The 24782-nt window shown below is 70.7% G+C and carries 24 protein-coding genes; 17 read left to right on the top strand and 7 right to left on the bottom strand.

Going from position 1 to position 24782, the window contains the following annotated elements; genetic code table 11:
• Positions 1 to 29: 29 nt before the first annotated feature.
• Positions 30 to 1301: an ABC transporter substrate-binding protein gene (locus ABG090_RS10640; RefSeq protein ID WP_347754456.1), complete on the top strand. Its 1272-nt coding sequence runs from the start codon at positions 30 to 32 to the stop codon at positions 1299 to 1301.
• 471 nt (positions 1302 to 1772) lie between these two features.
• Here ABG090_RS10640 and ABG090_RS10635 read toward each other — a convergent pair whose 3' ends face one another.
• From ABG090_RS10635 to ABG090_RS10620, 4 genes are read right to left on the bottom strand one after another with little or no spacing between them, the layout of a single operon-like run.
• On the bottom strand, positions 1773 to 2555 hold the full coding sequence (locus ABG090_RS10635; protein WP_347754455.1) for an ABC transporter ATP-binding protein: 783 nt from the start codon (positions 2553 to 2555) through the stop codon (positions 1773 to 1775).
• Complete coding sequence (locus ABG090_RS10630; protein WP_347754454.1) at positions 2552 to 3616, bottom strand: ABC transporter ATP-binding protein; 1065 nt, start codon at positions 3614 to 3616, stop codon at positions 2552 to 2554. The genes ABG090_RS10635 and ABG090_RS10630 overlap by 4 nt, the downstream gene beginning before the upstream one ends.
• A complete protein-coding gene (locus ABG090_RS10625) occupies positions 3609 to 4625 on the bottom strand; it encodes a branched-chain amino acid ABC transporter permease (protein ID WP_347754453.1) in 1017 nt (338 codons plus the stop codon). Before ABG090_RS10625 ends, ABG090_RS10630 begins: the two co-directional genes overlap by 8 nt.
• 1 nt (position 4626) lies before the next feature.
• Positions 4627 to 6015, bottom strand: a complete 1389-nt coding sequence (locus tag ABG090_RS10620; protein WP_347754452.1) for a branched-chain amino acid ABC transporter permease — start codon at positions 6013 to 6015, stop codon at positions 4627 to 4629.
• A 210-nt stretch (positions 6016 to 6225) separates the two neighbouring features.
• Between ABG090_RS10620 and guaB the strand changes: the two genes are divergently transcribed.
• Positions 6226 to 7734 carry an IMP dehydrogenase gene (gene guaB, locus ABG090_RS10615; protein ID WP_347754451.1) on the top strand — a complete coding sequence of 503 codons (1509 nt, stop codon included), beginning with the start codon at positions 6226 to 6228 and terminating at the stop codon, positions 7732 to 7734.
• A gap of 147 nt (positions 7735 to 7881) precedes the next feature.
• Here guaB and ABG090_RS10610 read toward each other — a convergent pair whose 3' ends face one another.
• Entirely contained in the window at positions 7882 to 8781 is a 900-nt protein-coding gene (locus ABG090_RS10610; RefSeq protein WP_347754450.1) for a hypothetical protein, read from the bottom strand.
• Positions 8782 to 9095: 314 nt separating this feature from the next.
• Here ABG090_RS10610 and ABG090_RS10605 point away from each other — a divergent pair, with 314 nt between their 5' ends.
• The 14 genes from ABG090_RS10605 (at position 9096) to ABG090_RS10540 (ending at position 22105) form a co-directional block, all read left to right on the top strand.
• On the top strand, positions 9096 to 10004 hold the full coding sequence (locus ABG090_RS10605; RefSeq protein WP_347754449.1) for a DUF4097 family beta strand repeat-containing protein: 909 nt from the start codon (positions 9096 to 9098) through the stop codon (positions 10002 to 10004).
• Positions 10001 to 10630, top strand: coding sequence for a PadR family transcriptional regulator (locus tag ABG090_RS10600; RefSeq protein ID WP_347754448.1), 630 nt, complete (start codon positions 10001 to 10003; stop codon positions 10628 to 10630). The genes ABG090_RS10605 and ABG090_RS10600 overlap by 4 nt, the downstream gene beginning before the upstream one ends.
• A gap of 88 nt (positions 10631 to 10718) precedes the next feature.
• Positions 10719 to 11843, top strand: a complete 1125-nt coding sequence (locus ABG090_RS10595) for a GuaB3 family IMP dehydrogenase-related protein (RefSeq protein ID WP_347754447.1) — start codon at positions 10719 to 10721, stop codon at positions 11841 to 11843.
• Between the two features lie 34 nt (positions 11844 to 11877).
• Positions 11878 to 13665 carry a glycerol-3-phosphate dehydrogenase/oxidase gene (locus ABG090_RS10590; protein WP_347754446.1) on the top strand — a complete coding sequence of 596 codons (1788 nt, stop codon included), beginning with the start codon at positions 11878 to 11880 and terminating at the stop codon, positions 13663 to 13665.
• 42 nt (positions 13666 to 13707) lie between these two features.
• Positions 13708 to 14556, top strand: a complete 849-nt coding sequence (locus ABG090_RS10585) for an SURF1 family cytochrome oxidase biogenesis protein (protein WP_347754445.1) — start codon at positions 13708 to 13710, stop codon at positions 14554 to 14556.
• 10 nt (positions 14557 to 14566) lie between these two features.
• On the top strand, positions 14567 to 15094 hold the full coding sequence (locus tag ABG090_RS10580; protein ID WP_347754444.1) for a DUF3817 domain-containing protein: 528 nt from the start codon (positions 14567 to 14569) through the stop codon (positions 15092 to 15094).
• Positions 15094 to 16665, top strand: coding sequence for a glutamine-hydrolyzing GMP synthase (gene guaA / locus ABG090_RS10575; protein ID WP_347754443.1), 1572 nt, complete (start codon positions 15094 to 15096; stop codon positions 16663 to 16665). Before ABG090_RS10580 ends, guaA begins: the two co-directional genes overlap by 1 nt.
• Positions 16666 to 16722: 57 nt before the next feature.
• The gene (locus ABG090_RS10570; protein ID WP_347754442.1) at positions 16723 to 17412 is read left to right on the top strand and encodes a hypothetical protein; all 690 of its coding nucleotides are present in this window, start codon (positions 16723 to 16725) and stop codon (positions 17410 to 17412) included.
• A gap of 55 nt (positions 17413 to 17467) precedes the next feature.
• The gene (locus ABG090_RS10565) at positions 17468 to 17896 is read left to right on the top strand and encodes a YciI family protein (RefSeq protein ID WP_347754441.1); all 429 of its coding nucleotides are present in this window, start codon (positions 17468 to 17470) and stop codon (positions 17894 to 17896) included.
• A gap of 22 nt (positions 17897 to 17918) precedes the next feature.
• On the top strand, positions 17919 to 19211 hold the full coding sequence (locus ABG090_RS10560; protein WP_347754440.1) for a DUF6596 domain-containing protein: 1293 nt from the start codon (positions 17919 to 17921) through the stop codon (positions 19209 to 19211).
• A gap of 57 nt (positions 19212 to 19268) precedes the next feature.
• Entirely contained in the window at positions 19269 to 20555 is a 1287-nt protein-coding gene (locus ABG090_RS10555; RefSeq protein WP_347754439.1) for a SufS family cysteine desulfurase, read from the top strand.
• A complete protein-coding gene (sufU, locus tag ABG090_RS10550) occupies positions 20555 to 21010 on the top strand; it encodes a Fe-S cluster assembly sulfur transfer protein SufU (protein ID WP_347754438.1) in 456 nt (151 codons plus the stop codon). Before ABG090_RS10555 ends, sufU begins: the two co-directional genes overlap by 1 nt.
• A 302-nt stretch (positions 21011 to 21312) precedes the next feature.
• The gene (locus ABG090_RS10545) at positions 21313 to 21675 is read left to right on the top strand and encodes a DUF4395 domain-containing protein (protein WP_347754437.1); all 363 of its coding nucleotides are present in this window, start codon (positions 21313 to 21315) and stop codon (positions 21673 to 21675) included.
• 31 nt (positions 21676 to 21706) lie between these two features.
• Entirely contained in the window at positions 21707 to 22105 is a 399-nt protein-coding gene (locus tag ABG090_RS10540) for a VOC family protein (protein WP_347754436.1), read from the top strand.
• On the opposite strand, the gene ABG090_RS10535 is transcribed toward ABG090_RS10540, so the two are convergent.
• Both ABG090_RS10535 and ABG090_RS10530 read right to left on the bottom strand, forming a co-directional pair.
• On the bottom strand, positions 22106 to 22492 hold the full coding sequence (locus ABG090_RS10535) for a DUF1801 domain-containing protein (protein WP_347754435.1): 387 nt from the start codon (positions 22490 to 22492) through the stop codon (positions 22106 to 22108). It abuts the gene before it with no gap.
• Between the two features lie 77 nt (positions 22493 to 22569).
• Positions 22570 to 23559: a Bax inhibitor-1/YccA family protein gene (locus ABG090_RS10530; RefSeq protein WP_347754434.1), complete on the bottom strand. Its 990-nt coding sequence runs from the start codon at positions 23557 to 23559 to the stop codon at positions 22570 to 22572.
• Between the two features lie 124 nt (positions 23560 to 23683).
• On the opposite strand from ABG090_RS10530, the gene ABG090_RS10525 reads away from it, so the two are divergent.
• Positions 23684 to 24670, top strand: a complete 987-nt coding sequence (locus ABG090_RS10525; protein ID WP_347754433.1) for a glycerophosphodiester phosphodiesterase family protein — start codon at positions 23684 to 23686, stop codon at positions 24668 to 24670.
• The last annotated feature ends 112 nt before the right edge of the window (positions 24671 to 24782 follow it).

Below are 24782 nucleotides of genomic sequence, written 5' to 3'. Positions count from 1 at the left end.
GCGAGCAATCCATGCAATTGAGGAGCAGAATGCAGTCCTTCCTTCGCACCAAGGGGCACAGCCCCCGCCGGTTCGCCGCGCTCGGCGCAGCGACCGCCGGCGTGCTGCTGCTCGCCGCCTGCTCTGGCGGCGGCACCCCCGCACCAGACGGCTCGAACGGCCCCGATGAGGGCGCGTCCGACGACACGCTGTACATCGGCACGGTCCTGCCCCAGACCGGCAATCTTGCCTTCCTCGGCCCGCCCGAGTTCGCGGCTGTCGACCTCGCGCAGCAGGAGCTCGAGGCTGCCGGCTACCCGTACACGGTCGAGGTCAACCACCAGGACTCCGGTGACACGCAGACCGACATCGCCACGCAGTCGACCAGCACGCTGGTCTCGGCTGGCGCCGATGTCATCATCGGCGCAGCGTCGTCGGGCGTCTCGTTCACGTTCATCGACCAGGTGATCGACGCCGGCATCGTGCAGATCTCGCCGGCGAACACGTCGCCCGACTTCACCGACTACGAGGATGAGGGCTACTACTGGCGCACCGCTCCGTCGGACGTGCTCCAGGGTCGCGTGCTCGGCAACCTGATGGTCGCGGACGGCGCAGCAACGGTCGGCTTCATCACCATCAACGACCCGTACGGCACCGGCCTGCAGGAGAACGCGGCGATGGCGATCGAGGCCGCAGGCGGCACCGTCACGGCCAGCTCGCTCTACAACCCGGGTGACACGAACCTCTCCACCCAGGTCTCCGAGGTCATGGCTGACAACCCGGATGCCATCGGCATCCTCGCGTTCGCCGAGACCGCGCAGATCGTGCCGGAGCTCATCACGCAGGGCTTCGACCCGGCGGGCATGTACTTCGTCGACGGCAACCTGTCGAACTCGTACAACTTCCCCGAGGGCACGCTCGACGGCGCGAAGGGCACGCTGCCCGGCAACCCCGCCGATGACACGTTCCGCGAGCGTCTGCTCGAGGTCGACCCGGACCTGGAGGACTTCTCCTACGGCCCCGAGTCGTATGACGCAGTCGTGCTCGCCGCGCTCGCCGCGGTGCAGGGCGGCAGCCCCGACTCGGACACGATCCGCGAGAACATGCAGTCGGTCTCGGAGGGCGGTACCAAGTGCGAGTCCATCGAGGACTGCCTGGCGCTGCTCGAGGAGGGCGAGGACATCGACTACGACGGTGTCTCCGGCCCGATCACGTTCGACGAGAACGGTGACCCGACCGAGGCGTACATCGGCATCTTCCAGTACGGTGCCGACAACCAGTACAGCTTCGTCCGCACGGAGTTCGGCTCGCTCAACGAGTGACCTGACCCCGCACGCGAGAGGGCTCGGCTTCGGCCGGGCCCTCTTCGCGTGCTCCCGCGCATCCGCCACCGCCCCGCCTCCGCCGCCGTCCCGCATCCGCCGCGGCACCGCATCCGCCGCCGCCCCGCCCGCGCGGCCCGCGCCGCGACCGTCGCCGACTGGTGCTGATGTGCCTGAGTGGGGCTGGCGCGCCGGCACCACTCGGGCGGAAGTGCACCGCTCACGCGTCGGGCTCCCCTCGCCCCCGCAGGCCCGATCGCGCGCACGTTCGCGCCCGCGGCCGCCGCGCTGGCCCGCGACTTGTGCTGGTGCGCCTGAGCGGGGCTGGCGCGCCAGCACCACTCGGGCGGAAGCGCACCGCTCGGGCGGAGCGCCCCGGCCCGCGGAAGCGCACCGGCCCGCGAGGGCGCACCGGGTGCGAACGGCGAAGGCCCCGCCCTCCAGGAGAGAGCGGGGCCTTCGGCGTGCGAGCTATTCGGCCAGCGGGTCGACGGTCGGCTGCGCGTCCGTCTTCGCCTTCTCCTCGACGTCGGTCGCGAGTGTGCCGAGGTAGAGCTGGATGACCTTGGGGTCGTTCAGCATCTCGCGGCCCGTGCCGGTGTACGCATCCGTGCCCTGGTCGAGCACGTATGCGCGGTGCGAGATCTGCAGGCAGCGGCGAGCGTTCTGCTCCACCATCACGATGGTCACGCCGTGGCTGTTGATCTCGGCGACGCGCAGGAACGTCTCGTCCTGACGCACCGGGCTGAGGCCGGCGCTCGGCTCGTCGAGCAGCAGCACGGAGGGGTCCATCATGAGCGCGCGGCCCATGGCGACCATCTGGCGCTCACCACCGGAGAGGCTGCCGGCCCGCTGCTTGCGGCGGGAGACGAGCTCGGGGAAGAGCCCTCCCACGAAGTCGAAGCGCTCCTTGAAGAGCTTCGGCTGCTGGAACAGCCCCATCTCCAGGTTCTCCTCGATGGTCAGCGAGGGGAACACGTTGTTGTTCTGCGGCACCATGCCGACGCCCTTGCCGACCAGCTTGTCGGCCTTGAGCCCGCTGATCTCCTCGCCGTGCAGCAGGATCTCGCCGCCGCGCACCTGGACCTGGCCGAACACGGCCTTCAGCAGCGTCGACTTGCCGGCGCCGTTCGGGCCGATGATGCCGATCAGGTCACCCTGGTTCGCGACGATCGAGCAGCCGTTGAGGATGTTGACGCCGGGCAGGTAGCCGGCGACGAGGTCCTTCGTCTCCAGGACGGGGGTGGTGGTCATCGCTGGCCCTCCGGGTTGTCGGTCGCCGTGTGGTCTGCGTCCGGCTGTGTGGGCGTCGCGGGATCCGCGTGGGCAGCATCCCTGTCGTCCGCGGCATGGGAGCCGGCGTCCGCGTGCTCCGCGTGCGAGTCGCCGTCGGTGTGTGCGCTGCCGTCGGCGTGCGTCTCGACGTCGGCATCCTCGTGGATCTGCGTGACCTGCTGGTTGGTCAGCGTTCCCAGGTCGGTGTCGTGGTGCGCGCCGAGGTACGCATCGACGACGGCCTGGTTCTGCATGATGGTCTCGGGCGGTCCCTCGGCGACGATCTTGCCCTCGGCCATCACGATCACCCAGTCGGAGATGTGGCGCACCATGTGCATGTCGTGCTCGACGAAGAGCACGGTCATGCCGTCGTCCTTCAGCCCACGGACGTGGTCGAGCAGCGACTGCGTCAGCGCCGGGTTGACGCCGGCCATCGGCTCGTCGAGCATGACGAGCGTCGGCTCGCTCATGAGGGCTCGCGCCATCTCGAGCAGCTTGCGCTGGCCGCCCGAGAGCGAGGCCGCGTAGTCCTCCCGCTTGGTGTCGAGCTTGAAGCGTGCGAGCAGCGAGTCGGCGCGCACGACGTTCGCTTCCTCCTGCGCCTTCCAGAGCGGCCGGATGAGCGCCGCGAAGATGCCCTCGCCCCGCTGGTCGCGGGCGCCGAGCAGCATGTTCTGCAGCACGGTCAGGCGGCCGAGCGACTTCGTCAGCTGGAAGGTGCGCACCATGCCGCGGCGCGCGACCTTGTGGCTCGGCACGTGCGCGAGCGACTGGCCCTCGAACGACCACTTGCCCTTGTTCGGGCGGTCGAAGCCGGTGAGCAGGTTGAAGAACGTCGTCTTGCCCGCACCGTTCGGGCCGATGAGCGCGGTGATCGCGCCGCGGGGAATCTCGACGTGCTCGACGTCGACGGCGGTGAGGCCGCCGAACTGCCGGATGACGCCGTCGGCGACGACGATCGGGTCGACCTTCTTGCATCCCGGCTCGACGACACCGTCGACGAGCGGATGGGTGGCCGTGGCTGTGGTGGACTCAGACATGGAACGAGAGCTCCTTCTTGTTGCCGAGGATGCCCTGTGGTCTGAAGACGACCAGGAGCATCAGCGCCAGTCCGACGAGGACGAAGCGCAGCTGGCCGGCCTGCGTGCCGGTCATCTCGCCGAACGCGCCGATGGACTGCAGGCCGGAGAGGATGCCGCCGGTGAACGACAGCAGGACCCAGAAGAGCACCGAGCCCAGCAGCGGGCCGAAGACCGTCGCCGCGCCACCGAGCAGCAGCGCCGTCCAGATGTAGAACGTCATGGTGGTGGCGAAGTTGTCGGGCTGCACGGCTCGTGGCAGCACGAACATGATGCCTGCGAGCGCGCCCATCGTGCCTCCCAGGATGAGCGCCTGCATCTTGTAGCTGTAGACGTTCTTGCCGAGCGAGCGCACGGCATCCTCATCCTCACGGATGCCCTTCAGGACACGGCCCCAGGGGCTGCGCATGAGCAGCCAGACGACCACGAGGGCGACGATCACGAGCGACCAGGCGAGGAGGCGCACCCAGGTGTCGTACGCGGTCGCGGTCCACGGACCGAAGCCGTAGGTGGAGCCCGTCAGCGGGTTCAGCGCCGAGACGTCGCCCTTGTAGTCCTGACCGCGGAGTCCCTGCGAGCCGCCCGTGATGCTCGTGAGATCCTGCGTGCGAACCGTGAAGCGGATGATCTCCGCTGCGGCGATCGTCACGATGGCGAGGTAGTCGCCGCGGAGCCGCAGCGTCGGGATGCCGAGGATCAGGCCGAAGATCACCGATGCGACCACGGCCAGCAGGATCGCCGTCAGGAACGAGAGCCCGACGGGCCAGCCCCAGTTGGCGGTCGGGTCGACCATCATCGTGAAGATCGCGAACGTGTACGCGCCGACGGCCATGAAGCCCGCCTGCCCGAAGTTCAGCAGCCCGGAGTAGCCGAAGTGGATGTTCAGGCCGATGGTCGCGAGCGCGAACGCCGCGGTGGTGGGCGAGAGGATCTCGCTGGCGGCATTGCTCAGAATGGCGAGGATGTCCATGTCAGCCAACCCTTTCCTTGCGACCGAGGATGCCCTGCGGTCGCAGCAGCAGCACCAGGATCAGCACCAGCAGCGCGACGGCGTATCGCAGGTCGGGAGCGATCCAGAGCGTGGACAGCTCCGTCACCAGTCCGACGATCACCGCGCCCACGAGTGCACCGAACGCGCTGCCCAGACCGCCGAGCGTGACGCTGGCGAACAGCAGCAGCAGGATCGTGAAGCCCACGTCCCACTTGATGTTGGCGCCGATGAAGTAGGTGTAGAGGATGCCGGCACCGCCCGTGAGCAGGCCCGCCATCACCCAGACGATGCGGATGATCTTGTCGACGTCGATGCCGGACGCGGCGGCGAGCGAGGAGTTGTCGCTCACGGCGCGGGTCGCCTTGCCGATCCGCGTGCGCGTCAGGAAGAGCCCGACCGCGACGAGCACGACGATGGCGATCGCCATGCTGACGATGTCGGCGGTGGTCATGAACACCCCGCCGACCTTCACGACGTCGCCGCGGGGGACCGAGAGGCCGAGGATGCCGCCACCGATCAGGAACTGGAAGAAGTAGCGCAGGCCGATCGAGAGACCGATCGTCACGATGAGCACCTGCACCAGGCCGACGCCGCGCTTGCGCAGCGGCTTGAAGACCGCCCAGTCGTGCATCCAGCCGATCGCCGCGGAGGCGGCCAGCGTCGCGATCACCGCGATCCAGACCGGCCAGTCCACCAGCGTGGTGGTGGCGTAGAAGACCACGCCGCCGAAGGTGAGCAGCTCGCCATGCGCGAAGTTGTTGACGCCGGTGGTGCCGAAGATCAGCGTGATGCCGATCGCCGCCAGTGCCAGCAGCAGGCCGAAGCTGATGCCCGAGATGGTGCGCGCCAGTACGGCGGAGCCGAAGTCGCCAGCGCTCGTGGTGGCGGTCGCGCTGCCCGGCTCCGAGCCGGTGCTCGTGCCGCCCGTTGCCGGATCCGTGCCGCCGGTGCCCGCATCCGTGCCGCCCGTGCCGCCGGTCCCGCCGGTGGCGCCGCTCGAGTCGAAGGGGAACAGCACGCCGATCTGGCTCGTGCTGCCGGTCGTGAACTCACGGCTCTCGAACTCGGGGTCGCGCAGGGTGATGCCGTCGGGCAGCGTCTCGGTGTTGATCGTCACCGTGTACGTGCCGGGGTCGGCGACGCCGATGGACCACTCGCCCGCGGCGTCGGTGGCCGCGGTCTCCTCTGCGCCGTTGCCGGAGACCGTGATCTCCACGCCCTCGAGCGGCGTCTGGCCGTCTCGGATGACGCCCTGGAAGGTGAACTGGTCGGGGGTGTCGGCGGCGGGGAGCGAGGCGGCCATCGCCGCTGTCGTTCCGCCGGCAACCATGCCCATCACGGCCAGGGCCACGGCGATCGCTTGCCGCATGCCCCTCCGTCGAGGTCTGCTGGACGTCTTCACATGTCCTCCATGTTGTGGGGCAGCACTGCCCGGGGGAATGCCGCGTGCATCGTGCCCGTTACATCGGTGGGGACACAGTAGCGGCCGGGACCGGCCTTCCTCGCCCATTTCGGGGTGGGCTGCCCCAAGTTCGCCAGGATTACGCGGGACCGTTACCGAATAGATACGATGGAAGCGATGGAGATGCGCAACCCCTTCGGGCCCGTGGGCCTGACCTACGACGACGTCATGCTGCTGCCGGGCCGGACGGACGTGATCCCTTCCGAGGCCGACACCGGCACGCGGCTCTCACGCGGCATCCGCCTCTCCATCCCGCTCATCTCGAGCGCCATGGACACCGTCACCGAGGATCGCATGGCGATCGCGATGGCGCGCCAGGGCGGCATCGGCATCGTGCACCGCAATCTCTCGATCGCCGATCAGGCCGCGATCGTCGACCGCGTGAAGCGCTCCGAGTCGGGGATGATCACCGATCCGCTGACGACCACGGCCGACGCCACGATCGAGGACGTCGACCGCGTCTGCGGCGAGTTCAAGGTCTCGGGACTTCCGGTCGTCGACGAGACCGGCGTGCTCGTCGGCATCGTCACGAATCGCGACATGCGCTTCGTGCCACGCGACGAGTTCGCGACCACGCTCGTGCGCGACGTGATGACGCCGTCGCCGCTCAAGACCGCTCCGATCGGCATCTCCCGCGAGGAGGCGTTCAAGATCTTCGAGCAGACGAAGCTGGAGAAGCTGCCGCTCGTCGATGAGCAGGGCCGTCTCGGCGGACTCATCACCGTCAAGGACTTCGACAAGGTCGAGCAGTACCCGAACGCGACGAAGGATGCACACGGTCGCCTGCGCGTCGGCGCCGCCATCGGATTCTTCGGCGACGCCTTCGATCGCGCCGTCGCGCTCGCGGCAGAAGGTGTCGACGTGATCGTCGTCGACACCGCGAACGGCGAGAGCCAGGGCGTGCTCGACATGGTGCAGGCGCTGAAAGGCGACGAGCGCTTCGCCGGCATCGACATCATCGGCGGCAACGTGGCGACCTACGAGGGCGCGAAGGCGCTCATCGAAGCTGGCGTCGACGCCGTGAAGGTGGGCGTCGGGCCCGGCTCGATCTGCACCACGCGGGTGGTCTCGGGCGTTGGCGTCCCGCAGGTGACGGCCATCTACGATGCCGCGCGGGCCGCGCATGACGCGGGCACCGACATCCCGATCATCGCCGATGGCGGACTGCAGTACTCGGGAGACATCGCCAAGGCGATGGTCGCCGGCGCCTCCTCGGTGATGCTCGGCTCGCTGCTGGCCGGCACGAACGAGAGCCCCGGCGACCTGGTGCTCGTCAACGGCAAGCAGTACAAGACCTACCGGGGCATGGGCTCGCTCGGCGCGATGCAGACGCGCGGCAAGAAGACCTCGTACTCGCGCGACCGCTACTTCCAGGCGGATGTGCCGAGCGACGAGCAGTTGATCGCCGAGGGCATCGAGGGCCAGGTGCCCTACCGCGGGCCGCTCGGCACCGTCGCCTATCAGCTCGTCGGCGGGCTGCGGCAGTCGATGTTCTACACCGGCGCGCGCACCATCGAGGAGCTGCAGGCCAAGGGGCGCTTCGTGCAGATCACCGCTGCCGGACTCAAGGAGTCGCACCCCCACGACATCCAGATGGTCGTGGAGGCCCCGAACTACCGACGCTGAGCGCGGCGCGCCCCTGCGCTGGCGCGCCCGGGCGCGGTCGTGCGCGCTCCGGTGCTGACCAGTGCGGTTGCGCCCGACCGGTGCTGGCGTGCCCGCACCGGTCGGGCGCAGCCGCACCAGTCGCCGACCGCAGCGCTCGGCGCGGCGTCACCAGCCGGGGAGCAGCGTGGCACGCACCGGGATGTGGGCCTGCGCGAGCATGGCGCCCAGCTGCCGCGGCCGCATGACGTGATCCCACATCCAGTGGAGCGTGTCGATGTGCTCGCGCAGCGCATCCTCCCGCCGCTTCTCGCGGATCACCGCGTCCACGGGCTGCACCCCGTTCGCGTCGGCGATCACGCCGTACTTCCACGCGCCGTCGAACTCGCCTCCCAGCGGGCGCTTGCCGGGCCGCTCCCACAGGAAGTCGGGGAAGCGAGGTCCGAGGCGCGTCTGCACGCGAACCTGCAGCAGCGGCGCGGGCGCACCCAACCGGTGCAGCTGCACGCGGCTGAAGGACTCGCCCACTGATTCGGCCAGCGCGTCGGCGAACGCCACCACCCATGCGGCCCGCCGCTGCCCCCGAGGGCCCTGACGCGTGAGCGCATCCGTCACCTCGTCCTTCGTGACGATCCGATGGTGCAATGCCGCGTCGAGGGCGCCGACCGCGTCGACCTGGCGCCCGACGCGCGCCAGATGCGCGAGCGCGTAGGCCGGGGTGCAGCGCGCGATGCCGTCCTCGACGAGCACGTCAACGTCGGCGATGGGGCTCTGCGCATTGACGACGCCGTGGCGGCGCCCTGATGCGCGCGGGTCGCCGATGGTGAACACCGCCCCAGGGCGACCATGCGGCAGGCGGGCGAGGGCGAGTGCGGATTCGCGAGCGAAGACCGCGCCGGGCCGCGAGGCCGCGACGGCGCGCACCAGCACCGCGTGCCGGTCATCCTCCGGCAGCGCCTCGAAGCTCGCCCGATCGACGTAGGCACCGCGCCGGAGGCGCAGCATCGAGGCGTCACGGCGGAGTCGCAGCGGCTCGTCGCCGTCGGAGCGGAGGATGTCGATCGGCATGGGCGCACCCTGGCGCACCGGCAGGCTCCGCGCGGCACCCGTGGCGGGTGCTGTGGAGAGCGAGGTTGCGCTCGCCGCGATGCTGCCTGTGAGCAGTGCCGTTCCGCCCGACCGGGGCTGGCGTGCCGGCACCGCTCGGGCACCAGCGCACCGCTCGGGCACCAGCGCAACGCTCGGGCACCAGCGCGCCGGTCGGCGGCAGCGTCGGCGCTGGGGCTTGCGGGGCGGGGAGACGCGATATATCGTGAGCGACGAGAACGCGATATATCGCGTATGACGGTCGACATGGCCGCGGATCGGGGCGAGGGAGCACCATGGACGAGCAGTGGGAACAGACAGGCGGCGACGACCTGGTGCGCGGCCGACAGGCTGATGCGAGCCAGGGGACGCCGCGCAGCGCCTCGGGCGCAGCGGCATCCGGCGCCGACGTCATCACCGAGCGCTGGACGATCACCGAGGGGCAGAGCCGCGTCATCGACCTGGATGCCGTGACCGCGCTGCGCGTCGGCATCGTCGGAGGCAGCGTCGACATCGTGGCGCACGACGAGCCGACCGCGCGGGTCGAGGTGCACCGCGTCGAGGGACGCGACCTCACGGTCGCCCTCGAGCAAGGGCGCCTCTCGATCTCGCATCCGAGGGTCAGCTGGGATGACGTCTGGGAGTCGGTGAAGGCGCTCGTGGGCGTGCGCGCCAGGGTCGAGCTGAGCATCGTCGTTCCCAGGCAGGTGGCGGTGTCGCTCGGCCAGGTCACGGCATCCGCGCTCGTCTCGGGACTGCGCAGCCGCGCGAGCCTCAGCACCGTCTCCGGGCCGATCCAGGTCGAGTCGCACACGGGCGACCTCGACCTCAACACCGTCTCCGGCGACCTCGAGATCTCGGGCGGCTCGGGTCGGCTCTCGGTGCACGCGGTGTCGGCGGGGGTGGCGGCATCCGGGGCGCTCGACGTGGTCGGCATCGACACCGTCAGCGGTGAGGTGCTGCTCGATCTGCACGGTGCGCCACGCAGCATCAGCGCCAATTCGGTCTCCGGCGACGTGACGGTGCGCGTGGATGCCGGCCAGGGTGTCAACGCCACGACGCGCACGGTCTCCGGGCGCGGCTCGATCGCCGGCATCGCGATGCCGAAGCGCGGCGGTCGCGAGGTGATCGCGGGCGAGCATCCCGTCGACTTCAGCGCCAGCACCGTCTCAGGCAACGTGACGCTGGTCAGGCGCCAGGCATGACGCCGGTCTTCGGGCACGGAGCGCTGCGGCTGTACCTGCTGAGCCTGCTCGCCGAAGCCCCGCGCCACGGCTACGAGCTCATGCAGGCGCTCGAGCATCGCTTCGGCGGCACCTATTCGCCCAGCGCCGGCACCATCTATCCGCGGCTCGCGAAGCTCGAGGAGGAGGGCCTCGTCACCAAGACGGTCGATGGGCGCCGGACCACCTACGAGATCACCGACGCGGGTCGCGCCGAGCTGCGCCGACGCGAGGGTGAGCTGCACGCGCTGGAGGAGGAGATCACGGATTCGGTGCGCCGCCTGGCCTCGGATGTGCGGGAGGGCGTGCAGTCGGCCATGCAGACGCTGCGCGCCGAGCTGGCGGCCGCGGAGCGCGACGCGCGATCGAGCACGCGTCGCCCGAGCCGGTCGAGCGAGCAGGGCGCGGGCGAGCCGGCCCCGACCGCGCCGGATCCGACCGCGAGCCGGCTGGCGGTCCACGAGGTCGATCTGGCGCTCAGTGACTTCCGGCAGCGGTTGCGCCAGGCGGTGCGCCGCGATCACGGCGAGCACATGAGCCCTGCGCGGGCGGCCGCCGTGCGGCAGGAGCTCGAGACTGCGCTGGAGCGGATCGAGCGCCTGCTCTGAGCGGACGGCCGCCGCGGCGGTGCAGGCGACGGCCTCCCAGCCGATGAACCTGGGTGAAGTGCCGATCGCTCGGGGATAGGCTGGCAGCGTGACGGAGATCGAGATCGGCCGCAGCAAGCGAGCCCGCTTGGGATATGGCTTCGACGACATCAGCATCGTTCCCTCGCGCCGCACGCGCGACAGCGATCTGGTGTCGCTGCAGTGGCAGATCGACGCGTTCAAGTTCGAGATCCCGGTGCTGGGTGCGCCGACGGACTCGGTCATGAGCCCGGCGACCGCGATCGCGCTCGGCCGGGCTGGCGGCCTCGGCGTGCTGAACCTCGAGGGCGTCTGGACCCGCTACGACGACCCCGAGCCGCTGCTCGCCGAGATCGCGACGCTGCCCGCCGTCGAGGCGACCAGCCGCATGCGCGAGATCTACGCGGAACCCATCAAGCCCGAGCTCATCCGGGATCGCCTCGCGCAGATCCGCGACGCGGGCGTCGTCGTCTCCGGCAGCCTCAGCCCGCAGGCGGTGCAGGAGCACTACGAGACCGTGCTCGCCGCCGGCGTCGACCTGATGGTCATCCGCGGTGCGACGGTGAGCGCCGAGCACGTGTCGGCCGACGCGAGCGCCCCCCTCAACCTCAAGCAGTTCATCTACGAGCTCGACGTGCCCGTCGTGGTCGGCGGTGTCGTCACCTACACCGCCGCGCTGCACCTCATGCGCACCGGTGCCGCGGGCGTGCTCGTCGGCTTCGGCGGTGGCGCGGCCTCCACGAGCGAGCGCGTGCTCGGCGTCGCCGCACCGATGGCGACCGCGGTGAGCGACGTCGCCGCCGCGCGCCGCGACTACCTCGACGAGTCGGGCGGTCGCTACGTCCACGTGATCGCCGACGGCTCGCTCGGCACCTCCGGGCAGATCGTGAAGTCGCTCGCATGCGGCGCCGACGGTGTCATGCTCGGCACCGCGCTCGCTCGCGCCACGGACGCCCCGGGGCGCGGCTGGCACTGGGGCCCGGAAGCCCACAACCAGAAGCTGCCGCGCGGCAACCGCGTGCAGGTCGACCAGGTCGGCGCGCTCGATGTGGTCCTCAACGGCCCGTCGCCCGTCGCGGATGGGACGGCGAACATCATGGGCGCGCTGCGCAAGGCGATGTCGACCACCGGCTACAAGGACCTCAAGGAGTTCCAGCGGATCGACGTCGTCGTCGAGGCGAACCCGCCACGCTAGACCGCCCGAATCGGGCCGCACTGAAGGAGGATCCATGGCTGAGACCACCAACAATGTGAGTCGGTCGAGGAAGCTCGGCCCCGAGGAGCGCGCTGCGGCGATCTCGTCGATGCGCGACCGCGAGGTCGATGTGCTCGTGATCGGCGGCGGCATCGTCGGCGCCGGAGCGGCGCTCGACGCCGTCACCCGCGGCCTGCGCGTCGGCCTCATCGAGGCGCGCGACTTCGCCTCCGGCACTTCGAGCCGCTCTTCGAAGCTCATCCACGGCGGCATCCGCTACCTGGAGCAGCTGAACTTCGGTCTGGTGCGCGAGGCGCTGCTCGAACGCGGGCTGCTCATGCAGCGGCTGGCGCCGCACCTGGTGAAGCCGGTGCGCTTCCTCTACCCGCTGGAGACCCCCGTGGTCGAGCGCGCCTACATCGGCGCGGGCATGGCGCTCTACGATCTGTTCAGCTACACCGGCTTCATGAAGCCGGGCGTGCCCATGCACAAGCACCTGAGCAAGAAGCAGGTGCTGAAGCAGATCCCCTCGCTGGACGAGAACGCCTTCGTGGGCGGGCTCACCTACTACGACGCGCAGGTGGACGACGCCCGCTACGTGGCAGAGCTCGCTCGCACCGCATCGTTCTACGGCGCGCATGTCGCGAGCCGCGTGCGCGCGGAGGGCTTCCTGAAGGTCGGCGAGCGCGTCGTGGGCGTGCAGGCGCACGACTACGAGACCGGCGAGCAGTTCGAGATCCGCGCGAAGCAGGTCGTGAACGCCACGGGCGTCTGGACCGGCGAGACGCAGGCGATGGTCGGCGAGCGCGGGGAGTTCAAGGTGCGCGCCTCGAAGGGCGTCCACCTGGTGGTGCCGCGCGACCGCTTCCACTCGGAGATGGGTCTGCTGTTGCGCACCGAGAAGAGCGTGCTCTTCGTCATCCCGTGGGGCCGGCACTGGATCATCGGGACGACCGACACCGACTGGGAGCTCGACAAGGCGCACCCGGCGGCGACGGCGGCCGACATCGACTACATCCTCGACAACGTCAATCGGGTGCTCGCGATGAAGCTCACGCGCGCCGATGTCGAGGGCGTCTACGCAGGGCTGCGGCCGCTGCTCGCCGCGGGCGACGGCGGGTCCACCGCCAACCTGTCGCGCGAGCACCACGTCTCGCACACGGTGCCGGGCCTCGTGCTCGTCGCGGGCGGCAAGTGGACGACCTACCGGGTCATGGCCAAGGATGCGATCGACGAGGCCGTGAGCGCCATCGACGGCAAGTTCGCGCCGTCCTGCACCGAGCAGATCCCGTTGCTGGGCGCGACCGGCTACCGCGCCGCGTGGAACAAGCGAGCGAAGATCGCGCGCGCGTTCGGCATCCACAAGCACCGCGTCGAGCACCTGCTGAACCGCTTCGGCGTCTCCACGGATGAGCTGCTGGACATGATCCGGCAGGACCCGAAGCTGGCGGAGCCGCTGCCGGGCGCCGACGACTACATCGGCGCGGAGGTGCGCTACGCATGCACGCACGAGGGCGCGCTGCACCTCGACGACGTGCTCGCTCGTCGCACCCGCATCTCGATCGAGGCGTGGGACCGCGGCGTGGCAGCGGCCCCGGTGGCCGCTCGCATCATGGCGGACGTGCTCGGCTGGGACGATGCGCGCATCGAGCAGGAGGTCAACACCTACAACAAGCGCGTGGCTGCCGAGCTGCAGAGCCAGGAGCTGCCGGACGACGAGTCGGCAGACCGCGCACGGCTCGAGGCCCCGGAGATCGTGCCGCTGAACGCGCTGCCGACGGCCGACACGGTGCGCACCCGCCCGGAGCCCGCCAGCTCCTAGGCGGCGACGTGGGCACCTCCGGTCGATAGGCTGGAGGTGCCCATGAGCACCCCGCACCCCTCCTTCCGCTCGATCGCGACGCGACCGAAGTGGATCGGCGTGCTCGTGCTCTGCATCGCCGTCGCGGCCGTGTTCGCGCTGCTCGGCCAGTGGCAGATCGAGCGGGCCGTGGAGCAGGGGCAGAGCGACGAGCGCGACACCGAGACCGCAGTGCCGCTCCTGACTGTCGCCGAGCCCGGATCCACGCTCACGACCGAGGCGGGCGGCCGCATGGTCTCCTTCTCCGGCACCTGGGTGGCGGAGGACTTCGATCTGCTCGAGGGGCGCAAGCAGCACGGCGAGAGCGGCACCTGGGTGATCGGTCGTGTGCTCATCGACCACGCCGAGGGCGAGCGCGCGTCGCTGCCGGTCGCGCTGTCGTGGGTCGCCGATCATGCCGCTGCCGAGGCGCTCGTCGCGCAGCTCTCCGCGACGGCCGATGGCTCGGTCGATCTGGTCGGGCGGCTGATGCCGACCGAGGCGCCGACCCAGGGCGACATCCGGAGCGGCACCAGCGAAGCGATGAGCGTCGCCGCCCTCATCAACGAGTGGGACGAGTACAACGGCCTGGTCTTCGGGTCGTACGCGATCCTCGACGAGGCGTCGGCAGCCGCATCCGGCGCCCTCGTCGCCGGCGCGGAGCCGATCGTGTCGATGCGGCCCGTCACCGACACGCAGCTCAACTGGCTGAACGTCTTCTACGCCATCGAGTGGGTCGCGTTCATGCTGTTCGCGTTCTACCTCTGGTACCGACTCGTGAAGGACGCGTACGAGCGCGAGGTCGAGGCGCTCGAGGATGCCGAAGCCGCCGCGGCGACCGCCTCGGCATCCGGCGACGAGCCTCGCCGATAGACTGGCACCCGTGCCCCGCCCTATCGACCAGCTGCCGCAGATCCGCTCCGCGATCACCTTCTACCGCGTCATGTCGTGGGTGACGGGCAGCTTCCTGCTGCTGCTGGTGGCCGAGATGGTGCTGAAGTACTCGCCGACGCACGTCGAGCTCTTCGCCGGCGGCTCGGGCGGCCCGCTCTCGCTGCAGCCGGTCGTGCCCGGTGAGGGCTGCCAGTGGTTCTCGCTGTTCGTGCCAGGCGGGATGGGCTGCGAGATCGTCTCGCTCGGCGACGGCTTCAACATCTCGCTCGCGATCCTGATCGCGCACGGATGGATCTACGTCGTCTACCTGCTCGCGAGCTTCCGCCTCTGGAGCAAGCTGCGCTGGCCCTTCACGCGCCTCATCGCCATGGCGCTCGGCGGCGTCGTGCCCTTCCTCTCCTTCTTCGTCGAGGTGCCGATGCACCGCACCGCGCTCGCCGACGTCGCTCGACTGGAGGCCGAGAAGGCCGCCCGGGACAGCGCATCCGCCCCTGCATCCGCCACCCGGGAGTCCTGATGTCCGACACTGCTCAGCGACCCGTGCTCGTGGTCGACTTCGGCGCGCAGTACGCGCAGCTCATCGCGCGTCGCGTGCGGGAGGCCGATGTCTACAGCGAGATCGTGCCGTCGACGATCACCGCCGACGAGGTGCGCGCCAAGGCCCCGGCCGCGATCGTGCTCTCGGGCGGCCCCTCCAGCGTCTACGCCGAGGGCGCCCCGCGGCTCGATGAGGGCATCCTCGAGCTCGGCATCCCCACCTTCGGCATCTGCTACGGCTTCCAGGTGATGGCCGCGCAGCTCGGCGGCACGGTCGCGAAGACCGGCAACCGCGAGTACGGCTCCACGTCGATGACGGTGGATGCGCACGGCTCGCTGCTCGACGGGCAGCCGGGCGCGCAGACGGTGTGGATGAGCCACGGCGACTCGGTCGCGGAGGCTCCCGAGGGCTTCACGGTGCTCGCCACCACCGCCGACACCCCGGTCGCCGCGTTCGAGCACCGGGAGCGGAAGCTGGCCGGCGTGCAGTGGCACCCGGAGGTCAAGCACTCCGAGCACGGCCAGCGCGTGCTGGAATCGTTCCTGCACGACATCGCGGGACTGCCGGGGGACTGGGACGCGGGCAACATCATCGAGGAGCAGGTCGAGCGCATCCGCGAGCAGGTCGGCTCCGACCGCGTCATCTGCGGGCTCTCCGGCGGCGTCGACTCCGCGGTCGCCGCAGCGCTCGTGCACGAGGCGGTCGGTGACCAGCTCGTGTGCATCTTCGTCGACCACGGCCTGCTGCGGCAGGACGAGCGCGAGCAGGTGCAGCAGGACTACGTCGCCTCCACCGGCGTGCGGCTCGTCACGGTCGATGCGCGCGAGCGGTTCATGTCGGCGCTGGCCGGCGTCACCGACCCCGAGACCAAGCGCAAGATCATCGGGCGCGAGTTCATCCGCGTGTTCGAGCAGGCCGAGCGCGAGCTGGCCGCGGAGGCCGCGTCCGAGGGCGAGCCGATCCGCTGGCTCGTGCAGGGCACCCTCTACCCGGATGTCGTCGAATCGGGCGGCGGCACCGGCACGGCCAACATCAAGAGCCACCACAACGTGGGCGGGCTGCCGGACGACCTGCAGTTCCAGCTCATCGAGCCGCTGCGCGCGCTGTTCAAGGACGAGGTGCGGGCCATCGGCCGTGAGCTCGGCCTGCCGGAGGTCATCGTCGGCCGCCAGCCGTTCCCGGGGCCCGGCCTCGGCATCCGCATCATCGGCGAGGTCACGGAGGATCGCCTCGACACCCTGCGCCGTGCCGATGCGATCGCCCGCGAGGAGCTGACGGCGGCCGGCCTCGACGGCGAGATCTGGCAGTGCCCCGTGGTGCTCCTCGCCGACGTGCGCTCCGTGGGCGTGCAGGGCGACGGCCGCACCTACGGCCACCCGGTGGTGCTGCGCCCCGTCTCCTCCGAGGATGCGATGACGGCCGACTGGACGCGACTGCCGTACGACGTGCTCGCGCGCATCTCCAACCGCATCACGAACGAGGTCGAAGAGGTCAACCGGGTGGTGCTCGACGTGACGTCGAAGCCGCCGGGCACCATCGAATGGGAGTAGCGCCCCGCATCGTCGCCTGCCCTCGCGTCGGCGCCCGTGAGCCTGGATGATGAGCACATGAGGCCGCCGAGATCGCGCGAGCGCTCCGCCCGCGCGGCCGCGCTCTGGCTGCTCGTCATCGGGCTGGTGGCGAGCTCGCTCACGGCGCTCGCTCCGGCGAGCTTCCTGCAGCAGCGGCTGCGCTTCGCTTGCGTCTACACCGAGCGCGAGTGGCTCTGCGACGACCAGGCTGCGCTGCTGGTGCCGGCGATCGTCGGTGTAATCCTCGCGGTGCTGGCGCTGGGTGGCACGGCGCTCGTGGTGCGCTCCACCTGGGATCGCGTGCGCCTGCACGCCGAGCGATTCGGGGTGATCGCACTGCTGGCGGTGCTGCCGACGCTCATCCCGGCGGCGCTGCTGCTGGTCGACGCGATCATCCACGACGCCAGCGGGGTGCCGCTCGAGGGCAGTCGGGTCGCGATGTGGATCGAGCGCGCCATGCTCTCGACGCTCGGCGTCGCCGGCGCGGGCGCACTCGCGGGAGGAGCGCTGCGGATGCGCGCGCGGGGCCGATCACGGCGTGTCACCTTCGTGCAGCTCATCGGCGCGCTGCTGCTCCTGCTGCTGAGCGCGGCCATCTCCTCGCTCGCCACCCTGCCCGCGGGCATCGTGGCCGCATCCGCGATCGGGGCAGGCTGGTACCTCGCGGTCGGCGCCTGGCCGGCCGCGAAGAAAGAATCTGACGGAGATGTCGATCCAGCGCTGTGACGATCGACGTCCTAGTGAGAGGGTCGATCAGCGATCCCGACACGAGGAGACAACCATGCAGTACATGCTCATCATGCGCTCGAACGACGAGGCCGTCGCAGCGTCCAAGGAGCTCGACTTCGCCCAGATCATCGAAGCGATGGGGAAGTACAACGAGTCGATGATGGAGGCCGGCGTGCTGCTGGCCGGCGAGGGCCTGAGCGATGCGAGCGAGGGCTTCGTCGTCGACTTCAGCGCCGAGCCGCCGCTCGTCACCGACGGCCCCTACGGCGAGACGAAGGAGCTCTTCAACGGCTTCTGGATCCTCGAGGTCGCATCGAAGGAAGAGGCGGCGGAGTGGGCCTCGCGGTGCCCCCTTGGACCCGGTGCGAAGCTCGAGGTGCGTCGGGTGACCGGCCCGGAGGACTTCCCCGCCGACAACGAGTGGGTGCAGAAGGAAGAGGGCTGGCGCGACGAGCTCGCCGACCGCCGCGCGGGGGCGTGAGCGGCGCGAAGGACCTGCGGCAGTGACCGACCGCGATGCGGCCCGTCGTGCGGAGGCATCCGCGCGCCGGGCCGTGGTCGCTGTCTGGCGCATCGAATCGGCGCGCATCGTCGCGACGTTGACCCGCTACACCGGCGACTTCGCGCTCGCCGAGGATCTGGCGCAGGATGCGCTCGCGGATGCGCTGGCGCAGTGGCCGGCGCGGGGCGTGCCGCGCAATGGCGCTGCATGGCTCACGAGCGTGGCCAAGCGCAAGGCGATCGATGGATGGCGTCGGCAGGAGCGCTTCGCCGACCGGGTCGAGACGCTGGGGCTCGAGCTCGAGCGGGAGCAGGCCCGGGCGGCGGATGCCGTGCCGTGGGATCCGGAGGAGATCGACGACGACGTGCTGCGGCTCATCTTCACCGCCTGCCATCCGCTGCTCAGCCAGCAGGCGCGGGTCGCGCTCACGCTGCGCGTGGTCGCGGGGCTGGAGACCGCGGAGCTCGCCCGCCTGTTCTTCGCGCCGGTGTCGACGATCCAGCAGCGCATCGTGCGCGCCAAGCAGGCGCTCGCCGACGCGGGAGTGCCGTTCGAGACCCCGCCGCGCGCCGAGCGACAGGAGCGGCTGCGGGCGGTGCTGGGCGTCATCTACCTGATCTTCACCGAGGGCCACGCGGCGACCTCCGGCGACGACTGGATGCGGCCGGAGCTGAGCGCCGAGGCCATCCGGCTCGCGCGGATCCTCGCGGCGCTGCAGCCCGACGAGCCGGAGGTGCACGCGCTGCTGGCGCTACTCGAGCTGACCGCCGCCCGCTTCCGGGCGCGCCTCGACGCCCGCGGCGAGCCGGTGCTGCTCGCCGATCACGATCGGCGCCGGTGGGATCGCGGAGCCATCCGACGCGGTCGGGCGGCGCTCGCCCGCGCCCAGGGCTTCGGCCGAGGGCTCGGGCCGTATGGGCTGCAGGCGGTGATCGCCGAGACGCACGCGGCGGCATCCGACATCGGCGCGACCGACTGGTCGCGCATCGTGGCCGCCTACGAGGGGCTCGAGCGGATCGCGCCGTCGCCGGTCGTCACGCTGAACCGGGCAGTCGCGGTCTCGATGGCCGCCGGGCCGCACGCGGGGCCCGCGGCGGCGCTGGAGATCGTCGACGGGCTGGCGGGGGAGCGCTCGCTCCAGGCCGGTCACCTGCTGCCGTCGGTGCGCGGCGAGCTGCTCGCGCGGCTGGGCCGCGACGAGGAGGCCCGAGTCGCCTTCGCCGTCGCCGCGGAGCGTGCGCAGAACGCTCGGGAACGAGCGGTGCTGCTCGCGAAGGCCGCGGCCGGCCGTTGACCCGCCCGCGGCAGACGGGCTGAGCCGACACCTCGGTGAGGCGACTACCGTGGAAGGGTGACGATCGGAACCCACCATGCCCTCAGCGAGGCGCGCGTCGAAGCGCTGCGCGCGGATTTCCCGATCCTCGCCGAGCAGCCCGGCGGCGTGCCGCTCGTCTACCTCGACTCGGGGGCGACGAGCCAGCAGCCCCGCCAGGTGCTCGAGGCCGAGCACGCCTTCCGCACCCAGCACAATGCCGCGGTGCACCGCGGTGCGCACACGCTCGCGGCGCTCGCGACCGACGACTTCGAGCAGGCGCGCGAGCGCGTCGCACGCCTCGTGAACGCGCGCCCGGAGCAGATCTCGTGGGCGATGAACGCGACGGATGCGCTCAACACGGTCGCGCTGTCGCTCGCCGAGGCCAACCGCTCGGCCACGGTCGACCCGCTGCTGCGGCTCGGCGAAGGCGACGAGATCCTCGTCACCGAGACCGAGCACCACGCGAACCTGCTGCCCTGGCAGCGGCTCGCCGCCGAGACCGGCGCGCGGCTGCGGTGGGTGGAGGTCGACGATGACGGCGTCTGGACGGCCGAGTCGGCGCTGGCGCTCATCACCGAGCGCACGCGCGTCGTCGCATTCACGCACGTCTCGAACGTGACCGGGCAGATCGCGCCGGTCGAGCCGATCGTCGCCGCCGCCCACGCGGTGGGCGCGCTCGTGGTGCTCGACGCCTGCCAGTCGGTGCCGCACCGGCCGGTGGATCTCGGAGCGCTCGGCGTCGACGCCGCGGCCTTCTCCGGCCACAAGATGCTCGGCCCCGGCGGGATCGGCGTGCTGTACCTGACCGAGGCGCTGGGCGCCGCGCTGCCGCCGGCGCGCGTCGGAGGATCGATGATCACGACGGTCACCATGACCGAGCACGAGTTCCTTCCCGCGCCGCAGAAGTTCGAGGCGGGCACGCAGCCGGTGGGCTCGATCGTGGGCCTCGGCGCCGCGGTCGACTACCTGGAGGGCGTCGGCATGGCCGCGATCGAGGCGCACGAGGTGACGCTCGGTGAGCGGCTCGCCGTCGGTGTTTCGTCCATCCCCGGGGTGCGACTGATCGGGCCACCGGCGGGCGTGGAGCGCGCCGGGCTCGCGAGCGTCGTCGTCGACGACGTGCACGCGCACGACGTCGGCCAGGTGCTCGACGCGCACGGCATCGCCGCGCGGGTCGGCCACCACTGCGCCCAGCCGCTGCACCGCCGCCTCGGCGTCGCGGCCACGACCCGCGCATCCGCCTACCTCTACACGACCGACGACGAGGTCGACCGGTTCCTCGACGTGCTCTCGGGCGTGCGCAGCTACTTCGGAGCGATGTGATGGCAGATCCGCTGGCAGGCCTCTACCAGGAGCTGATCCTGGAGCACGCGAAGCGCCGCGTGGGCGAAGGCGAGATCGATCCCTTCGGCGCCGAGCGCTTCCTGCGCAATCCCACCTGCGGCGATGAGATCCGGCTGCGGGTGCGACTCGACGCTGCGGGTGACGCGGCGCGTGTGGATGCGCTCGGCTGGGTCGGGCAGGGATGCTCGATCTCGCAGGCATCCGCGTCGGTGCTGGCTGAGGAGGCACCCGGCCTCACGGTGGCGGAGGTGCGCGAGCGGATCGACGCCATGCGCGAGCTGCTGCGCTCGCGCGGCGCGGTCGAGCCCGACGAGGAGCTGCTGGGCGACGCGGTCGCCTTCGCGGGAGTCGCGAAGTTCCCCATGCGCGTGAAGTGCGCGATGCTCGCCTGGGTCGCCCTCGAGGAGGCCCTCACCGAGCTCGAGCGTCGCTGAGCGCGAGCGTCGCTGCGCGCGAGCGTCGCTGAGCTCGAGCGTCGCTGAGCTCGAGCGTCGCTGCGCGCGAGCGTCGCTGAGCCCAAGCGTCGCTGCGCGGCCGAGCCGAGCGCGGGCGGTGTCGCACAGCGCCCCTGGCACGGTTCGCCTGGGCCGAGTAGCCTGCCGTGCATTGGACGAGTCGGCGTCCTCTGGGGAGCCTCATGGCGAGCAGCAGCATTGGCGCGTGCCCGCTCCGCGCCCGGGTCGATGCGCGCCTCCTACGATTCACGGCTGGTGCCACAGCGGTCGTGCTCGCGGTCGTGTTGCTCCTGGTGGAGGTTGCGCGGCCCCTGGCGCTGTTCCTGCTCGCCTCGCAGATCGCTGTCTTCGCGTTCACCGCGTTCGTGAGCTTCCAGTGGTCGGTGTGGGCGCAGCTCTTCGCCCGCGTCGTCTGGCCGCGACTGGCAGCACCGGCGGCGTTGGTGGATGCCCGGCCGGCGAGGTTCGCGCAGCTCGTTGGGTTCGTCATCTCCGCACCAGCCGTGATCGCCTTCGCGGTCGACCTCGACGTCGCCGGCTACGGCCTCACCGCTCTCGCCGTCGGCATGGCGGCCGTGACCGCCGTGACCGGAGTGTGTCTGGGCTGCAGGCTCTACACGCTGACGCGTCGGCGGCAGGCGTAGCGTAGGCGGCATCCGCACCGAGGGAGAGACGATGGCGCTGCGCTGGTACTCGAACGTTGTCGAGACGACGGATGTGTCGAGGCTGGCGCGCTGGTGGGCCGAGGCTCTCGACTGGCAGATCGTCTACGAGGCGGCCGACGAGGTCGTCATCATCCCGAGGTGGGCGGAGGAGCTGAGCGAGAGGCTCACGTTCCAGCAGACCCCGCCCGGCCTCGTGTTCGTGCTCGTCGAGCACGAGAAGCAGACGAAGAACCGCATCCACATGGATCTCGCGCCGCACACGAGCGAGGACCGCGACGCCGAGATCGCCAGGCTCGAGGGGCTCGGCGCGACCCGCATCGATGTCGGCCAGGGGCCCGATGTCAGCTGGACGGTGCTCGCCGACATCGACGGCAATGAGTTCTGCGTGCTCTCCAGCCGCGACCAGTAGTCAGCGCTCGGATCCTGCGCCGTCGGGTTCTTCCGCTGCCGCCCGCAGCGCGACGACCGCGGCCGCGATGCGGCTCACGAGCTCGACGGGCAGCGGCAGAGCGTGCTTGAGGATGACGGTGTCCTTGCTCGAGCGCAGCGGTGCCACTTCGGCCTCGAGCGCGTCCGGGAGCGGCGGCACGGGATAGAGCCCGATGTGGTGCTTCCAACCCGCGAAGTGCAGGGCATAGCGCCCGCCGAGCATGACTGCCGAGATGCCGTAGCGCACGCGCTCCTCGGGCTGCGGCACCTCGGCGACGATGGCCGCGCGCACCCGCCGCAGGCGCTCGGCAACCTCAGGAGGGAAGCCCGCGATGTAGGTGTCGACGGACGCTGGCTGCTCGGTCATGCGAACAGTGTCCCGCGTCGTGTCCCAACGCAGAAGGGCCCCGACAGAAGCCGGGGCCCTTCGAGCGATTCGTGCGACTAGTTGCTGCTTCGCAGGATCGCGATGATGCGGATGATCTCGACGTAGAGCCAGATGATCGTCAGCACCAGGCCGAACGCCGCCGACCAGCCGTACTTCTTGTGGACGCCGCGCTTGACGCCCATCTCGATGCCCTCGAAGTCCATCACGAGCGAGTAGGCGCCGAGCAGCACCGCGAGGCCACCCAGCAGCACGCCCCACGGGATGCCGAACAGCGGGCTCGGCGCGGAACGCATGCCGAATGCGAGGTCGCCGGTGGCGCCGAAGAGCATCATGCCGAAGTTCACCAGCGAGAACACGCCGTAGGCGATGATCACGATGAAGAAGATCTTGTTCAGCTTCGGCGAGGTGCGGAAGACGCGGAACACGTAGCCGGCGAGCGTCACGCCGATCACACAGGCCGTCGCGAGCAGCGCCTGGAAGATGATGCCGTTGAGGCCCATGCCGAATTCGAGCATGCCGGAGAAGCCACCGAGGAACAGCCCCTGGGCACCCGCGTAGGCGAGGATCAGCGCCGGGCTCGGCTCCTTCTTGAAGATGTTCACGAGCGCCAGCACGAAGCCGACCAGCGCGCCACCGTACGTCAGCACGTAGAACGGCAGCGAGGTGCCGGAGACGAACAGCATGCCGAGCGTGACGATGAAGCCGAGCGCGGTCACGCCGAGCGTGAGCACCGTCTTCATGATCACGCCGTCGTAGGTGAGCCGCTCGGTCTCGACCGGGCCGGCCGCGGGCGCGTCGAACTGCCGGTTCAGCTGCTCGGGGCTCGGGGTGCCGGCCTGCTGGCCGTAGGGAGCGCCGTACTGCTGCTGGCCGTAGGGCTGCTGCTGGCCGTAGGGCGCCTGGCCGTAGGGCGCCTGGCCGTAGGGCGCCTGCCCATACGGGGCCTGGCCGTAGGGCGCCTGCTGGCCGCCGGGGACGGCCTGCGCAGCGCGCTGGGGGTTCTCGCTGAACGCGGGCGAGTTGCGGAACGCCGGGTTGCCTGCCAAGGGATGCTCCTCAAAGATGGTGCGCCCGCCGGAAGGCGGACGACCTCAGCCTACCCAGCCAGTGTAAGAAAATACTGTGGTTCACCGGCCGTTCGCCCTGCGCGCACCTCGCTAGCCTGGCCGCGTGCACACCACCCGCGTCATCGCTCACCGAGGTGCCTCCGGCTGGGCGCCGGAGCACACGGAGACCGCGGTGCGTCTGGCGGCCGACCTCGGTGCCGACGCGGTCGAGCCCGACCTGGTCGCCTCCCGCGACGGCGTGCTCGTGGTGCGCCACGACAACGAGCTGAGCGACACCACCGACGTCGCGAGCCGGCCGGAGTTCGCGGGCCGCCGTCGCACGCAGACGATCGACGGCGTCGCGGTCACCGGGTGGTTCGTGGAGGACTTCCGCTGGTCAGAGCTCGCCACCCTGCGCACGCGTGAGCGATTGCCGCACCTGCGCCCGCTGAGCGCCCGCCGGGATGGCACCGACCCCATCCTGCGCTTCACCGATCTGCTGGCGATCGCCGAGCAGACGGGCCTGGACGTCGTCGCCGAGCTGAAGCACGCCACCCATCACGCCGCGATCGGGCTTCCGCTCGCTGCGATGCTGGCGGATGCGGTGCTCGGCACCCGATGGATGACGGGCGGCGCGCTCACGGTCGAGTCGTTCGAGGAGACGGTGCTGCACGAGGTGCGCGCCCGCGGCGTCGAGGCGCGGCTGGTCTACCTGATGGATGCGGAGGGCGCCGCAGCCGACCTCGTCGCCGCTTCGGCATCATCCGCTGACCGCGCACCGCTCACCTATGCCGAGCAGTGCACCGACGCGGGGCTTGCGGCGCTCGCCAGCCGTGTCGATGCGATCAGCGTTGCGAAGTCGCTGCTGTTCGAGCGCGACGACGCGGGGCTGCGCACCAGCGATCTGGCCGAGCGTGCCCGCGCCATGGGTCTCGGCACCATCGCTTGGACGCTGCGACCGGAGAACGCCTTCCTCGAGCCGGAGCATCGGCTCGGCGATCACGCAGCCACCTGGGGCGACTGGCAGTGCGAGTGGTCGATGGTCGCTGGTCTCGGCCTGGAGGCGGTCTTCGCCGACCACCCGGATCTCTGGCGCCGCGTCGCGCGCTGAGTCCTAGCGCCTCACCCCGGCCGCTCTGAGGCCGCTCCGGTCGCAGAGTTGTCACGAACGGCGCTCATCCGCAGCGCTTGCCAGCCGCTAGCGACATATCTGCGCGGGTGCG

Origin of the sequence: Agrococcus sp. ProA11, from assembly GCF_039880525.1 — a bacterium.
Lineage (GTDB): Bacteria > Actinomycetota > Actinomycetes > Actinomycetales > Microbacteriaceae > Agrococcus > Agrococcus chionoecetis.
Note: the sequence above shows the minus strand (reverse complement) of the source record. Positions and strands in the feature narration are given on the sequence as shown.

Coding starts and splice junctions, on each gene's coding strand:
- ABG090_RS10535 (WP_347754435.1), bottom strand. CDS start 22,492: ATGACCGAGCAGCCAGCGTCCGTCGACACCTACATCGCGGGCTTCCCT.
- sufU (WP_347754438.1), top strand. CDS start 20,555: ATGGCAGATCCGCTGGCAGGCCTCTACCAGGAGCTGATCCTGGAGCAC.
- ABG090_RS10610 (WP_347754450.1), bottom strand. CDS start 8,781: ATGCCGATCGACATCCTCCGCTCCGACGGCGACGAGCCGCTGCGACTC.
- guaA (WP_347754443.1), top strand. CDS start 15,094: ATGTCCGACACTGCTCAGCGACCCGTGCTCGTGGTCGACTTCGGCGCG.
- ABG090_RS10585 (WP_347754445.1), top strand. CDS start 13,708: ATGAGCACCCCGCACCCCTCCTTCCGCTCGATCGCGACGCGACCGAAG.
- ABG090_RS10620 (WP_347754452.1), bottom strand. CDS start 6,015: ATGCGGCAAGCGATCGCCGTGGCCCTGGCCGTGATGGGCATGGTTGCC.
- ABG090_RS10640 (WP_347754456.1), top strand. CDS start 30: ATGCAGTCCTTCCTTCGCACCAAGGGGCACAGCCCCCGCCGGTTCGCC.
- ABG090_RS10565 (WP_347754441.1), top strand. CDS start 17,468: ATGCAGTACATGCTCATCATGCGCTCGAACGACGAGGCCGTCGCAGCG.
- ABG090_RS10590 (WP_347754446.1), top strand. CDS start 11,878: ATGGCTGAGACCACCAACAATGTGAGTCGGTCGAGGAAGCTCGGCCCC.
- ABG090_RS10630 (WP_347754454.1), bottom strand. CDS start 3,616: ATGTCTGAGTCCACCACAGCCACGGCCACCCATCCGCTCGTCGACGGT.
- ABG090_RS10540 (WP_347754436.1), top strand. CDS start 21,707: ATGGCGCTGCGCTGGTACTCGAACGTTGTCGAGACGACGGATGTGTCG.
- ABG090_RS10625 (WP_347754453.1), bottom strand. CDS start 4,625: ATGGACATCCTCGCCATTCTGAGCAATGCCGCCAGCGAGATCCTCTCG.
- guaB (WP_347754451.1), top strand. CDS start 6,226: ATGGAGATGCGCAACCCCTTCGGGCCCGTGGGCCTGACCTACGACGAC.
- ABG090_RS10605 (WP_347754449.1), top strand. CDS start 9,096: ATGGACGAGCAGTGGGAACAGACAGGCGGCGACGACCTGGTGCGCGGC.
- ABG090_RS10570 (WP_347754442.1), top strand. CDS start 16,723: ATGAGGCCGCCGAGATCGCGCGAGCGCTCCGCCCGCGCGGCCGCGCTC.
- ABG090_RS10600 (WP_347754448.1), top strand. CDS start 10,001: ATGACGCCGGTCTTCGGGCACGGAGCGCTGCGGCTGTACCTGCTGAGC.
- ABG090_RS10635 (WP_347754455.1), bottom strand. CDS start 2,555: ATGACCACCACCCCCGTCCTGGAGACGAAGGACCTCGTCGCCGGCTAC.